Origin of the sequence: Levilinea saccharolytica, assembly GCF_001306035.1 — a bacterium.
GTDB classification, from domain to species: domain Bacteria; phylum Chloroflexota; class Anaerolineae; order Anaerolineales; family Anaerolineaceae; genus Levilinea; species Levilinea saccharolytica.
This window is the reverse complement of the sequence record NZ_LGCM01000033.1, coordinates 13,252-27,200: the sequence shown is the minus strand read 5'-3', so window position 1 is coordinate 27,200 and position 13,949 is coordinate 13,252. Positions and strand designations below refer to the sequence as shown.

The 13,949-nt window shown below is 59.8% G+C and carries 12 protein-coding genes; 1 reads left to right on the top strand and 11 read right to left on the bottom strand.

The window, feature by feature from the left end; all coding sequences use genetic code 11:
- Window positions 1-3: 3 nt before the first annotated feature.
- The 9 genes from ADN01_RS08860 to ADN01_RS08820 form a co-directional block, all read right to left on the bottom strand.
- Window positions 4-1,062 carry a hypothetical protein gene (locus ADN01_RS08860; RefSeq protein WP_062418229.1) on the bottom strand — a complete coding sequence of 353 codons (1,059 nt, stop codon included), beginning with the start codon at window positions 1,060-1,062 and terminating at the stop codon, window positions 4-6.
- A gap of 23 nt (window positions 1,063-1,085) precedes the next feature.
- Window positions 1,086-2,915 (bottom strand): hypothetical protein, encoded by a 1,830-nt coding sequence (locus ADN01_RS08855; protein ID WP_062418230.1) that lies wholly within the window; start codon window positions 2,913-2,915, stop codon window positions 1,086-1,088.
- Window positions 2,912-3,151 carry a hypothetical protein gene (locus ADN01_RS08850; protein ID WP_062418231.1) on the bottom strand — a complete coding sequence of 80 codons (240 nt, stop codon included), beginning with the start codon at window positions 3,149-3,151 and terminating at the stop codon, window positions 2,912-2,914. Before ADN01_RS08850 ends, ADN01_RS08855 begins: the two co-directional genes overlap by 4 nt.
- Before the next feature lie 112 nt (window positions 3,152-3,263).
- Entirely contained in the window at window positions 3,264-4,733 is a 1,470-nt protein-coding gene (locus ADN01_RS08845) for an aminotransferase class V-fold PLP-dependent enzyme (RefSeq protein ID WP_062418232.1), read from the bottom strand.
- Between the two features lie 31 nt (window positions 4,734-4,764).
- Window positions 4,765-5,469 (bottom strand): GntR family transcriptional regulator, encoded by a 705-nt coding sequence (locus ADN01_RS08840; RefSeq protein ID WP_075071084.1) that lies wholly within the window; start codon window positions 5,467-5,469, stop codon window positions 4,765-4,767.
- A 157-nt stretch (window positions 5,470-5,626) separates the two neighbouring features.
- Window positions 5,627-6,385, bottom strand: coding sequence for an ABC transporter ATP-binding protein (locus tag ADN01_RS08835; protein WP_062418234.1), 759 nt, complete (start codon window positions 6,383-6,385; stop codon window positions 5,627-5,629).
- Window positions 6,369-8,318: a branched-chain amino acid ABC transporter ATP-binding protein/permease gene (locus tag ADN01_RS08830; RefSeq protein ID WP_062418235.1), complete on the bottom strand. Its 1,950-nt coding sequence runs from the start codon at window positions 8,316-8,318 to the stop codon at window positions 6,369-6,371. The genes ADN01_RS08835 and ADN01_RS08830 overlap by 17 nt, the downstream gene beginning before the upstream one ends.
- Before the next feature lie 12 nt (window positions 8,319-8,330).
- On the bottom strand, window positions 8,331-9,221 hold the full coding sequence (locus ADN01_RS08825) for a branched-chain amino acid ABC transporter permease (protein ID WP_075071083.1): 891 nt from the start codon (window positions 9,219-9,221) through the stop codon (window positions 8,331-8,333).
- Between the two features lie 113 nt (window positions 9,222-9,334).
- Window positions 9,335-10,498: an ABC transporter substrate-binding protein gene (locus tag ADN01_RS08820; protein ID WP_062418236.1), complete on the bottom strand. Its 1,164-nt coding sequence runs from the start codon at window positions 10,496-10,498 to the stop codon at window positions 9,335-9,337.
- Between the two features lie 322 nt (window positions 10,499-10,820).
- On the opposite strand from ADN01_RS08820, the gene alr reads away from it, so the two are divergent.
- Window positions 10,821-11,948, top strand: coding sequence for an alanine racemase (alr, locus tag ADN01_RS08815; RefSeq protein WP_062418237.1), 1,128 nt, complete (start codon window positions 10,821-10,823; stop codon window positions 11,946-11,948).
- Between the two features lie 79 nt (window positions 11,949-12,027).
- On the opposite strand, the gene nikC is transcribed toward alr, so the two are convergent.
- A complete protein-coding gene (gene nikC / locus ADN01_RS08810) occupies window positions 12,028-12,912 on the bottom strand; it encodes a nickel transporter permease (protein ID WP_075071082.1) in 885 nt (294 codons plus the stop codon).
- Window positions 12,913-12,914: 2 nt separating this feature from the next.
- A complete protein-coding gene (locus ADN01_RS08805) occupies window positions 12,915-13,934 on the bottom strand; it encodes an ABC transporter permease (protein WP_062418238.1) in 1,020 nt (339 codons plus the stop codon).
- Window positions 13,935-13,949 lie beyond the last annotated feature (15 nt).

Genomic DNA, 13,949 nt, shown 5'->3' with positions numbered 1-13,949 from the left:
TCCTTAGGAGGGGGTGCACGAGGGGGTCAGCAGGTCGAGTAGGTCGGGGATGGGCGGCTGGCGCAGGTTAAGCACGGGGACGGCCGTCACCTGGGCGCGGACCGCAGTTAGCAAGGCGTTAGCATCCAGGAATTTCTCGCTGTAGCTCCATGTGGCAGCGTGGTACGAGGGGTAAAAGGGGTTGAGGGTGAGGCAGCGCAGGGGCAGAGTTTCGAAATACTGCGGGGGATGCTGGAGGCGCGCCCAAACTGCTTCCCAAAGGCGCGGGTCGCCGGAGGCAAGCAGCTTGAGGGGGCTGCCAAACACCCATTGCGCCTGGCATAAGGCGGGCTTGCGGGTGAGAAGGTCCAGCAAGCAGGCTGGATGGCAGGCGTCGGGGATGCGTACGTGCTGGGGTGGGGCGGCTTCTGCGGCGGCCTCCAGCGCTTGAAAGGCGGCTTGGCTCAGCAAAGAGCCGCTGTCCAGCTTTATTTCCTGGTCGCTGTTGGGGAGGGATAGGGTAACGGCCGCTGTGGGCGGCAGGGACGAGAGGGGAAATTGGAACATGGCGCACAGGGCGCGGGCATGTTCGGCCAGGGTGGGGATATCTTCGGTGAAGGCTGCGCCGGTGGAGAGCACCAGCCCGCCGGTGCAGATCATGGGGGCCAGGCGGTTGAGGGCGCCGTCCACCAGCACCCAGTCCACCCCGATGCGGCGAAAATCTGCTAAGACCTGTTCCAAATCTGTGCGGCGGTTGGGGCCCGCCAAAACCACCAGACCCGGGGAGGTGATTTCCACGAAAACGATGCGGCCCAGGACGGTGTAAATGGAGGATGTGTGATGGATGTGGTAGCCGGCTGTACCAGTTTTGAGGCATTTTTCGGCAGTGGCTACCCAATCGCCGGGCTGAAGCACGTAACGCGGTTTGGGCAGGCCGGTGACGTTGTCTTTGATTTCACCGTCATAGCCGATGCTGGTAAGGGCCAGCCGCAGACCGCGCGCGTGGCAGCGCTCCACCATGTGAAGGGCGGTGGTGGTTTTGCCGGTGTTTTTTGCGGTGCCTGCAAAACTGATGGTCTGCACGGCTGGCCTTTCGAGCGTACGGGTTATTCGGCGCGGACGGTTCCGCGGCCTGTGCGGCCGGGGTAGAGGCCGTCTTCCTGGTCGCCGAGCAGTCCTTCGTAGATGGATGCGACGAAATCTCCGCGCTGGGCGATTTTTTCCAAGACGGCGGTGATGCCCAGGTGGAGCTGGGCCTGCATGCGCTGGGCGGCGGGGGTGGGCTGGAAGTGGGCACTGCCGAGGAAGCGCAGACTCTCGCGCACAGCCCGCAGGGTGTCTACGCGGGCGGGAACGGAGATGGGGCCTTTGGAATAGGCCTCATCGGAGGAGGCGAAGGTCATGGCCGACACGCCCATGCTGGCAGCCAGAGCAGCGTGGTTGGCGGTGGTGACGGCGGACTGTACACGGTCGGGGGTGTGGGTCATGAAGCCGACGGGCTCTCCCGGCCAGACAGGGGTATCCACGATCTCCTGCCAGACGGCCAGCTTGGCCACGTTCATATCCACCATGTTGTCATCCATGTGGCCGTAGATGGTCATGTGGGGCGAGTAGCACAGCAGGGGCTTGGGAATGGGGCGCGCGCCCAGCTTGAGGCCGAGCATCATCATGATGAGCAGGCCGGCGAAGGTCTTGTGGGGCGGAACGCCGCTGAGTTCGTCGTTGCCGGGGATGTCAAAGGGCAGGCCGTATTGGGCGGCCAGCCGCAGGGCGAAAACACCATCCACGGTGAGGCGTTCGGGGTCTGTGCCGCCGGCGGTGCCGCCGTAAGGGATGTTGATTTTCAGCAGGTCAGCACCCGCGGCATGGGCCAGCACCTGGGTTTCGGGGGTGTTGAGACCGCGGTGGCCGCGCACGTTCCACAGGGTGGGGGCTTCCATGTGCTGACGGATGAAGCTCAAGTTTTCCAGGGTCAGGATGGTGCCGTCGTGTTCATGGGTGAGATGACCTTGCAGCAGGCCTTCGCGCTGGGCGCCCCAGGAGGGGTCGAAATGCAGCACGCCGTCTGCGCCCCAGGCTTCGGTGGTTTTGATGTGGACCACGTCCATCACCGGGCAGCCGGTTCCGTATTGGGCGAAGAAGAGGGGCTTGTCGCCCACATGGCGGAGGGGCTGGAATTCAAAATGTCCTCCAGCCAGGCGTTCAGGCAGACGGTCAATTTCGGCTTGATCCAAAGGCCGGACGCCTGAGGGAAGTTTACCCTCCTGATAGGCGGCCTGGATTTCTGCATCGCAGAAGGAGAGGTATTTTTCTAAGAGGCGCTGGCGGACTGGAGATTGGGGGGATGCGCGGTGGGCCACCCCGGCCTCCAGCATTTCGGTGCGGATGAGGGCGCGCTGGATGCCGTCGCTGGTTTTGCCTTTCGTCCAGTCCAAAATCTGGTCGGTGATGGTATCCAGCAGGGCTTCGATTTTGCGGTCTTTCCAGGCGTAGGTATGCCCGGCAACGACATCGGGTTTGGGACGCTGCACCTGGGCGCTGTGATCTTCTTCCAGCACACCCTGGCGGCCTTCGATGAAGGCAATCACTTCTTTAATATTCAAAGCGCCGACAAAAGTGCCGTCAAAGCCCAGCTCGGCGCCGGTTTCTTTGGTGATGGCCATGCCGCCCACGCCCAGGCGGGTGGTTTCACGCAGGCCGGAGGCTTCGGCCAGGTCCACCAATTGGCCGAGCGTTTCGGCGACCTTATAGCCGAGGGTGCGGCTGACCAGAATGGCGGCGGGATGAACGGCGAGAGCCTTTTCCACCACTTCTTCCACGGTGGTGCCGGGGGGCATGGTGAGGGCCTGATAGCCGGCTTCGTCCAGCCTGCGTTTGAGCAGCTTGACAGCGTTGTCGTGCACGGGGTCGAGTGGGGCGAGGAGTACGGTTTTCATGCCTGGCCTCCCGCTTCTTCCAGCCAGCGGTAATGGTCGCCGGGGCGGTGCACATAGGTACGGATGCGCACACGCGCGCCCCAGCCGCGGTGCTCTAAAAACACGATATCGGGATGCGGCAGATTCATTTCTGCGGCGAGCGCTTCGGCCAATTCCTTGGCTTCTTCTTCACTTTTGCAATACAGATAAGTCTCAATATCCAAGGCGTCCACAACCTGATCCAGGGCTTTGGGCATGAGGCGCTCCTTTCTTGGGGTGGGTGTGCGCGAGGTGTGCGGCGGGTGAGTGGGTAGTGTGAGAGACGCCCCCGGAGGGGCGTCTCTGTAGACAGGGGGACCGAACCAGAAATTAGTCGAGGAGACCCGCGTAGCGGCTGATGATCTCGATGGCTTTGAACATGGCGCGGATGGACATGCGGGTGGGTTTTTCCATCAGGCGGCCTTCTTCGTCCAGGTTGCCGATGCCGTTGGACACAAAGATATTCGCGTCGTAGGCGATGGTGGGGACCATGCCCATCTGGGACATGGCGTTCTGAAGGACGTGAGAACCGGCGTACATATCTTCGATGGAGAAGACGGGGATACCGGCTTCGTTGTGTTTCCAGGTGTCGAAGTAATTTAATTCGACCGCCAGGGAGTTCTTGGACATGCAGATATTCCAACCGGGTTTGAGGGAGGCGGGCAGGAGTTCGAACTCTTCCAGGCAGATGCGGTAGAGGTCCTGAGTGGCCTGCAGGGCGATTTCGGGGGTTTCCTTGAGGATCTGCATGGCGGCGATGGCTCCCGCGAGGGCTTCTTTGCCGGGGTCAAAACCGACGTAAGCGGCTTTGCCGTGTGAAGAGAGCGTGCCGTAACGAGCGCCGTGGACTCCCAGGGCGCGGCGCATGAGCACCATGGGTTCTTCTTTACCGATGATCAGACCGCAGGTGGGCGCGCCGGAGGCCTTGTCCATCGAGTAGATGATGACGTCGCAGCCGATCTTGCGGATGTCGGTGCCGATGAATGGAACGCCCCAGGCATTGTCCACAATGAAGGGGATGTCATACTTGAGGGCCAGGTCGCCGAGGCCCTTCTGCAGGACGGGGGTGCCTTCAGCATCCTGGTCGCCGTAGCCGTAGCCGGGGGTGTCATAACCGACGCACACCAAACCGGCGAGGGTATCGATGTGGCGCATGGCGATGGTGTCGAAGAGATCAACCGTCTTGCCGCCGTCCACATTGCTGAGGTGGATGATGGGGTTGTTCTTGATACCGTGGCAGGGATATTCCGCGCCGACGGGGCGAACATAGACGGTATCCAGATTGAAGGCGCGTTTGCCCTGCACACCGTACTCGCCCGCAGCTTCACCGCGCTCGGCGTTGACCTCTTTGTACTTGGGCGGGAAGGGGCGGCCGTAGGCAGCCTGATGGTGGGTGTGGCGTTCGTAGGGGGCCAGGTAGCGGGCGCGGTAGGGCTCACCACGGCCCAGGGTGGGGGGCATGCACAGAACGTCGAAAGCGGTGTTGAGGCCGGCTTCGCAGGTGTTAACCAGAACGGCGTCGTATTCGTCACCGTAATAGGCTTTAACCACGTCGCGCAGACGCTCATCCAGCACGGCGCTGGGAAGCACCTTGCGGGCGACGTCGTTCATGGCGTCTTCCACTTTGCGGCCGAGCAGACCGTGGCAGCCCGAAACCGCGCCGGTGAGACCTACATTGCCCTTCCATTCGCCGGTGATGCCGACTTCCTCGGCGGCCTGGCGGCATTCAGCATAGATACCGGCCTGGTTGGCCTGCAGATGCTTGTACATTTGATAGCGGAATTGAAATTTCTTAGCCATATGATACCTTTCTCCTTGGGTGTCCGTGGGTTTACGGTTCTTGCTGAAGTTTGATGCGTTCGACCAACTCTTGGAAATCCTGGGGGGCGAGATCGGCGGAAACGCTGAGGATATGCTCACGGGCGGCGCTTTCGGCGGCGTCCAAATCGTGCGTGACGATGGCGTGCAGGATCTCATTATGTTCGCTGACCGATTTCTCCAGGCGGCCGCTTTGAAAATTGGAGAGGGTGCGGTAGCGGACGAGATGATCCTCTAAATTGCCCAAAATCTGCATTAGGCGTTCGTTGCCAGAGCGGTCAATGAGCAGGTCGTGGAACTGGCGGTTAAGGCGCGAGGCTTCGACGATGTTGCCGGCCCGGGCGGCCTGGGCATGCTTCTCGATCAGTTCGCTGGCAGTTTGAACGTCCTGGTCGGTGCAGTTTTTGGCGGCCAGGCGGATGGCAAGGCCTTCGAGGACGGCGCGGATTTCAAAGATTTCGATCACGGATTGGTGGGAAATTTCCGCGATGTAATAGCCTTTGTAGGGGATTTTGACGATGAAGCCTTCTTTTTCCAGGCGCGAAAGGGCGTCTCGAACCGGGGTTTTGCTGATATTGAGCTGCCGGGCGAGGTCATTTTCCACCAGGCTTTCACCCGGTTTAAATTGAAAGGAAAGGATGGCTTGTTTAATCGCTTCATAGGCCATCTTTTCCAGAGAGGTGGGTGATGCAACGGGGGAAAGTGGGTTATTGTTCATGTCATCCTTCCGTTATATCATATATCGTATATGATATGCACCTATTGTAAGACCGGTTCAAAGGTTTGTCAAGCCACTTTGCAGAAAGTACCTCAAAAAATACCAAAATTAGGCAAATTTGCTGGCGGGGCTGCGATACCCCGCCAGCTTTCCAACACTACGCCGCCGGAGGAGCAGACGCGTTTTGCAGCACTTCTTCTTTATTCTGGCGGACGCCCAAATAGGCGGCCTGGACGGATGGATCGCGCAGCAGCTCTTGCCCCGTACCTTCGCGGACGATGTGGCCAACTTCCAGCACATAAGCGCGGTTGGCGATCTTGAGCGATTGCAGGGCGTTTTGTTCCACCAGCAGGATGGTGGTTCCCTGGCGGGCGATTTGCTGGATGGAGTCAAACATCTGGTTGACCAGCACGGGAGCCAGGCCCAGAGAGGGTTCATCCAGGAGCAGCAGTTTGGGGCGCGACATCAGCCCGCGGGCGATGGCCACCATCTGCTGCTGGCCGCCGGAGAGGGTTCCGGCGTATTGGCCGAGGCGCTCTTTGAGGATGGGGAAGAGGGAGAACACGTAGGCCTCATCCTCGGCGATTTTGGCCCGGTCGTGGCGCAGGTAGGCGCCCAGGCTCAAATTCTCGCGCACGGTGAGGTTGGGAAAGAGGCGGCGGCGCTCTGGCACCAGGGCCATGCCGCCTTGAACCGCCTGGTGGGGCACGGCGTTCATGGTCTTCCCGCCAAAGGTGATCTTACCCGATTTGGGGCGCAGCAGGCCGATGAGGGTCCACATGAGGGTGCTTTTTCCGGCGCCGTTAGCCCCGATGACGGAGACGATTTCGCCTTGATCCACCTGGAAGGAGACATCCCGCAGGGCGTGGACAGCCTCACCGTAAAAGACGTTCAGGTTCTCAACAGAGAGGAGCATATTCTTCCACCTCCACCTTGTCGCCCAAATACGCTTCGAGGACGGCAGGGTTGCATTGAATTTCTTGCGGGGTGCCTTCTGCGATCTTGCTGCCGAAGTTGATGACCACGATACGTTCGCAAATGTTCATGACCACATCCATGTGGTGCTCGATGAGGATGATGGTGAGGTTGCGCAGCTTGTGGATGCGGGCGATGAGGTCCACAAGCTCCAGCGATTCTTTGGGGTTCATGCCCGCGGCGGGTTCATCCAGCAGCAGGAGGCGCGGGTTGAGGGCCAGGGCGCGGGCGATTTCCAGTTTTCGCTGCAGGCCGTAGGGCAGGGTTTTGGCCACGCGGTCGGCGTACTCTTCCAGATCTACTAATTTTAGCAGCTCCAGTGCCTGTTCACGCTGGCGCTGTTCCATTGGGTTGACCGACCAGGGCCATTGGATGAAGGCTTCCAGCAGGGAGTAGTTGCTGGCGGTGTGCAGGGCGGTCTGGACGTTTTCCAGAACGGTCATGGAGCCGAACAGGCGGATGTTCTGGAAGGTGCGCGAGATGCCCGAGAGGACGATGGCGGTGGGGGGCTGACCGACCAGGTTCTTCTTTTCGAAGAGAATATCGCCGCTGTCGATGGGGTAGACGCCGGAGATGAGGTTGAAGACGGTGGTTTTTCCGGAGCCGTTGGGGCCGATGAGGCCGAGGATTTCACCCGGGCGCACTTCAAAACTGAGATCGTTGACAGCGACCACGCCGCCAAATTTTTTCGAGAGGTGCTCAATTTTTAGTACCGGCTGGGAGTGATCCAAGCGAACGACGGCCAGACGTTCTTTGAGAGCGTTGAGCTGAACCTCGAGGCGGCGGGTGGGGGTGAAGGCTTTTTGGAAGGCAGCCACGTAGCGAGCGTAGAACGCACTCATTGACTTGCTGAATTTGGCTGAGAACGGTTTGAGCGCCGAGGAAAGCCAGCGGCCTGCGTAGGACACGATGAAAGAGATGGCCACGGCAGCAGCCAGTGCCGCCAGGACAGACGGGAAGCGCCCCCAGTAGCTGGCATATTCGTTGTAGATGCTGGCGGCCACGGTGAGGCCGACGGTGATACCGATGATGGTGAAGAGCTTAGGAGCGTTGTTGAGGTTGATTTCTTCGTAACCAAAGAGGCCTTTGGGGCGGAAGTTGATGATGACCACCAGCAGCGCGCCGTACATCACCAGACGCCAGAGGGCCAGCCCGCGGAACAGCTCAGGGATGACGATGAAGAGGGCCACCGCCACGAAGGGACCGGTGAGGCTGCCCATGCCGCCGCAGACCACGCCCGCCGTGATGAGGCTGGAAAGATCCATGTTGAAGATGGCGGGCTGGATGAAGGTGATGTAATGGGCGAGGAGGCCGCCGGAGAGGCCCGCGAAACCGGCGCTGATGGCCAGGGAGAGCATCTGGTTGGGCAGCAGGCGGATGCCGATCATTTCGGCGGCGACGGGATCCTGACCGATGGCGATGATCTTACGGCCGTAATTGCTGTGGAGAAAGTTGCGGCACAGCCAGATGGTTAGGATCATGAACAGGAAGGTGTTGAAGGGATCAGCCAGTTTGGTGATGCCGGGGAGACCGCGCGCGCCCTGGGTGATTTCCAGGTTCTCCAGAAGGACTTTGACGGCCTCGCCGAAGCCGAGGGTGGCAATGGCGAAGTAGTCGGAGCGCAGTTTCACCCGCAAGGTGGGGTAGCCGATAATGACAGACACCAGGACGGAGAGGATCACCCCGGCGATGAGGGCAGGGAGCAGCGGCACCTTGAAGAAATAGGTCAGAATGGCCGCCGTGTAGCCACCGATGGCCATGAAGGCCGCATGGCCCAGGGAGAACAGGCCAGTGTAGCCGGTGAAGATGGCCAGACCCATGGTGGCGATGATGTAGATGGCTGCGTTGGTAAAAATTGCTTGCGCGTAAGCCATAGCAGGTCTCTCCTAGAGTTTCTCTTCGACGTGCCGGCCAAACAAGCCGGTGGGCCGGACGATGAGCAGGAGGGCCAAAAGACCGAAGCTGAAAACGTCGCGGTAGGTGGACAGGGGGACGCCCCCGATGGTGCTGACCGAGATGAGGGCTTCTACCAGGCCCAACAAGATGCCGCCCACGATGGCCCCCGGCAGGCTGCCGAGGCCGCCGATAACCGCGCCGATGTAGGCTTTGTTGGTGATCCAACCCATGCTGGGGTAGACCATGTACTTGACGCCCATGAAGACCCCGGCCATGCCGCCCAGCGCTCCGGCCAAGAGGAAGAGCACGGCCACGAGCATATCCAGATTGACGCCGAGGACGGAGACCATTTCGGCGTCATGGGAGGCGGCGCGAATGGCTGTGCCGACGCGGGTGAAGTTGAGGATAAAGGTGAGCAGGGCGATGGCCAGAATGGAAAAGCCAAAGGCGAAAAGATCCATCTTGGAGATGACGGCGGTGCCCAACTGGATGCTGTCTTGAGCGAAGACCGGCGGAAGGGCATAGAGGTTGGCGCCGATGGTGGCATAGAGGACGTTTTGCAGAGCGATTGCCATACCCATCGCGCTGATCATGAAATAAAGGGAGGGGGCGCGACGGTGCCGCAGGGAGCTGTAAGCGATCCGTTCCACTAAGAAAGCGATGATCCCGGCGCCGAGCATGGAGATGAGCAGGGCGGGCAGGAAGGGCAACTGAAAGATATTGACCATGACAGCCCAGGCGACATAGGCGCCGAGGGTGATCACCGCACCATGGGCGAAGTTCGAGAAATTCAACACCGAAAAAACCAGGGAGTACCCTACCGCCATTAAGGCGTAAATACTCCCGATGGATAAACCTGTGATAATGGTTTGAAAAATCAATGCAGCCTCCGAATGTAGCGGGGGTTGGGCCGCCAGCGGGGCCCCTGGGATAAATCTCTGAAAGTTCCGGCGGCCATTGGTGAGCCGCCGGAACTTCATGAGGAGAGAGAAGGCTAATCGGTGGTGACGAAGGTCTTCACGTAGGTGAATTTGCCGTCCTTGCACTGCTGGATGACGGCGGGCTTATTGAGGGGGTTATGGTTGCTGGGGTCAATGGTGAGGATGCCGGTGAGAACCTGCAGATCCTTGGTGGCGGCGAGGGCGTCGCGCAGGGCGGTGCCGTCGGTGGAACCAGCGCGCTTGATGGCGTCGGCCAGCCAGAGCATGGCATCATAAGACATCAACGGGTTGGGCAGCACAGGGTCGGCACCGTATTTGGCGCGGTAGTCTTTGAGGAAGTCCTGGATGGTGGGATCTTCCATGGCAGCCAGGTTGACGAAGTAGGCGCCTTCAATGGCGGGGCCGGCCAGATCGAAGATGTCGGGGCTGCCCCAGCCGTCGCCGCCGATGAGGGTGGCGGTGATGCCCAGGTCGCGGGCCTGTTTGGCTGCCAAAGCGGCTTCCTTCTGCATGGTGGGGATAAAGATCACGTCAGGGTTACCTTCTTTGATCTTGCCCAACTGCGCGCGGAAGTCCAACTCGCCGGAGCGGAAAGCTTCGCTGGCGGTAATGGTGCCGCCGCCTTTTTCGAAGGCTTCCACGAAGTATTTGCTCAGGAACTGGGAGTACTCGTCGCCGATGTCATACAGGGTGGCGGCTTTCTTGGCGCCCAGGTCTTTGAGGGCAAACTGGCCAGCAACGGTACCCTGGAAGGGGTCAATGAAGCACACGCGGAAGGTGAAGGGCACAACCGTTCCGTCATCGGCCACGGTGACTTTGGGGTTGGTGGCGGTGGTGGCGATGAGGGGAACTTTGGCGGAGTTGTTGACTTCGCGGACGGCGTTGGCAACACCCGACTGGCCGGGGCCGATGATGGCGACGACCTTGTCCTGTTCGACCATGCGCTTGACAACGTTCACGGCTTCGAGTTTGTCGGCGCGGCTGTCGTAGGCGATGATTTCGATCTTCTTGCCGTCAATACCGCCGGCAGCGTTGATTTTATCCACGGCCAGCATGAGGGCGTTGTTTTCCGACTGTCCCCAGGTAGCGCTGGGGCCGGTGAGCGCAACCAGATTGCCAATCTTGATGGTTTCTGGTTCGGCGGGCTTGCAGGCCGACAGCAAGCTGCTGAGCAGTACCGCAACGAGAATCAGGGTAATGAGAATGCGGCTTTTCATGTGTGCGTATTTCTCCTTAGGGATTTGAGTTGGGTGAGTGACTGCGAAAACAATAGAGGGGATGGATAGGGTTTGGGTATCAAGGGTGGCAGCCATGAACGGACAGCACAACCTTTGAGAATGGACTGGCCTGCACCTCCTGGTTACTGAAAATCTGTACGATTGTAAAAAGGGTTGGAAACGATGGATGTGTTGCCAAGTAAGGCATATGATCCTATAATATGATATATCATACACCATACTTGATATACCGTATTATAAGAATTAATGAGAGGTTGTCAAGCATGAATTTCCAACCAAAATTAAACCTAGAGGATCGCACATGAACACTCCTGGCACGGCTGTACAGCCTTACCCGACCTGGCTAGAGATCAACCTTTCGGCTGTGGCGCATAACACACGGCGGCTGTTGGAACGCACGGGGGTGGACTTAATGGCAGTGGTGAAGGCCAACGCCTACGGCATGGGGGCAGTACCGATTGGACGCGAGATGCTGGCGGCGGGGGCCAAGGCGCTAGCTGTGGCGCGGTATTGTGAGGCGGCGGCGCTGCGGCAGGAGGGCGTTGATGCACCTATCCTGGTGTTTGGTATGACGACCCTGCCGGAGGTGGAGGCCGCCATTGGACAGGAAGTGCGCATGACCCTGCACAGCCGTGAAAACGCGGAGCGCATCAGCCAGCGAGCTAAAGCCCTGGGGAAGACCGCTAAGGTGCACCTGAAGATTGACACGGGCATGGGGCGGCTGGGGGTACTGGCTGAGGAGGCGGGTGAATTTGCGGCCTTTGCGGTGGGGCTGGGGGGAATTGAGATTGAGGGGATTTACACCCATTTTGCCATGATTGACGATGAACCGGATGACCCGATGGCGCCGGTACAGATGGAACGCTTCCGGCAAGCGGTAGAAGGCGTGCGAGGAGTGGGGGTAAACCCGCGCTGGCTGCACACGGCCAATTCCGCCGCAGCGATGGGATACCCGCCATCGTGGATGAACATGACGCGGGCGGGGTCGGTGCTGGTGGGGATTCGCCCATTCTATTTCGAGCCGTTCCCTGCGGAGATGCGACGGGTGTTGAGCTGGAAGGCGCAGTTGGCTTCGTGCCGGCTGCTGCCTGACGGCTGGGGGCTGAGTTACGGGCAGGTGTACCGTACGCAGGGCGCGGAATGGATCGGTGTACTGCCGGTGGGCTATGCGGACGGTTTCCGGCGGGTGTACGACAACGAGGTGCTAATGAATGGCCGGCGTGTGCCGGTGGTGGGGCGGGTTTGCGCGGACGCATGCATGGTGAAGCTGGATCAGACCTACCCGGAGGGAACCGAGGTGGTACTTTTGGGACAGCAGGGCCAGGAAGCCATTCAGATTGAAGATCTTTCGGCGCGCTGGAAGACCTCGCAGGCGGATGTGACCGCGGTGATCAACGCACGCATCCCGCGGGTGTACGTGCGGGATTAGGGAAGTAAGCCTGGATTCATAGACCCACCGGCGGGACACTGAGCCGCCGGTGGGTCTTGTTTTGAGAGGATGGGGAAAACTAGGATTTGTTGGTTCGGGGATCAAAGGCGTCGCGTACGCCGTCGCCGAAGAAGTTGAAACCCAGGACCACGCTGAGGATGGCCAGACCGGGGAAGGTGGTCATCCACCAGTTGTAGAATTTGTAGCGTCCGGTGGAGATCATGGCGCCCCATTCGGCGGTGGGCGGCACGGCCCCTAAACCGATGAAGCTGAGGGCGGCGATGTTGAGGATGGCGCTGCCGGCATCCAGCGAGGCTTTGACCAGGATGGGTCCAAAGGTGTTGGGGAGGATGTGGCGGAAGAGAATGCGCGATTGACTGGCCCCCAGGAGGACGGCCGCGGCGACATATTCATTGTTGCGCACGCTGAGCACCTGCCCGCGCATGAGGCGGGCGTACTCCGGCCACCAGACCAGAATCATGGCAATGAGGGCATTGGTGAGGCTGGGTCCGAGGACGGCAGCAATGGCCAGAGCCAGCACGATGGACGGGAAGGACATGGTGATGTCGGCCAGGCGCATGATAAGCAGGTCATAAACGCCGCCAAAATAGCCAGCGGTGGCCCCGATGAAACAGCCGAAGATCATGGCGAAGACGATCACGATCAGGCCGATGGGCAGCGAAATGCGCGCACCGTAAACGACTCGGCTGAAGACATCGCGTCCCAGCTCATCCGTGCCAAACCAGTATTGACTGGATGGGGGCTGCATGCGGTCACCGATATTTTGTTCCAGAGGGCCTTTGGGGGCGATGACGGGGGCCAGGAAGGCGACCAGGATCCAGAATATGATGATACCCACGCCAAACATGGCCATTGGGTTTCGCAGGAGAGATTTCACCCTGCGTTTCCAGGGGGCGTCGGATTTTTGGATCTTTAAACTGGCGATGTTGTCGGATTGAGCCATGATTAAGCCTCCCGGATGCGGGGGTCAATGACCGCGTAAAGGACATCCACGATGAGGTTCATGAACATGTACAGGATCGCGATGACCAATGTAGTGCCCATCAGGGCCGGATAATCCAGATTAACCGAGGCTTCGACGGCATACCGGCCGATACCCGGCCAGGCGAAAATGGTTTCGGTCATGATGGCGCCGGTCATGAGGCCTGCGAAAGCCAGACCCATGATGGTGACCATAGGAATAAGGGCGTTTTGCAGGGCGTGTTTGACCACCACCGCAGATTCCCGCAGACCTTTGGCGCGGGCGGTGCGGATGTAATCCTGCTGGAGAACCTCAATGAGCGAGGAGCGGGTGATGCGCGCCATGAGGGCCAAGGTGAACCAGCCCAGGATGATGGCGGGCAGGATGAGGTGGCTGAGGGAACTCCAGAAGGCGGGCATATCCCCGGCGAGGAGCGAGTCGAACAGGAACAGCCCGGTGGCATGGGTGGGTGGGCCGATTCGGGCGTCCACACGGCCAGGGCCGGGCAGCACGCCGAGCTTGTAATAGAACAGGAACAGCATGAGCAGCCCCGACCAGAACGGCGGCATGGAGGCGCCAAGGAGGGCGAATACACGGCTGAAATGGTCAATGAATTTGCCGGCGCGCAGGGCTGCGAAGATGCCCAGGGGGAGACCCAGTAAGATGGCAAAGATAAAGGAGGCGATACCCAATTCAATGGTGGCGGGTAGGAAGGTGATGATGTCCTTGGTGACCGGATTTTTGGTCTTGAAGGAAATCCCCATGTCGCCCTGCACCAGATTTTTCAAGTAGATGAAGTACTGCTCGGGGAGTGACTTGTCCAGACCCCACTTCTCGGTGGCAGCTTTCACCGAAGCGGGGTTGTCCATTGATTTTTCAGTCAGAATGACCGCCAGCGGATTGACGGGCACAATACGGGTGACGACGAACAGTGCGATGGTGATGCCGATGATCATGGGGATCATGAGCAAAAGGCGGCGTACGATGTAAGAAATCAGGTTCATCCAGCTCTCCTCGAT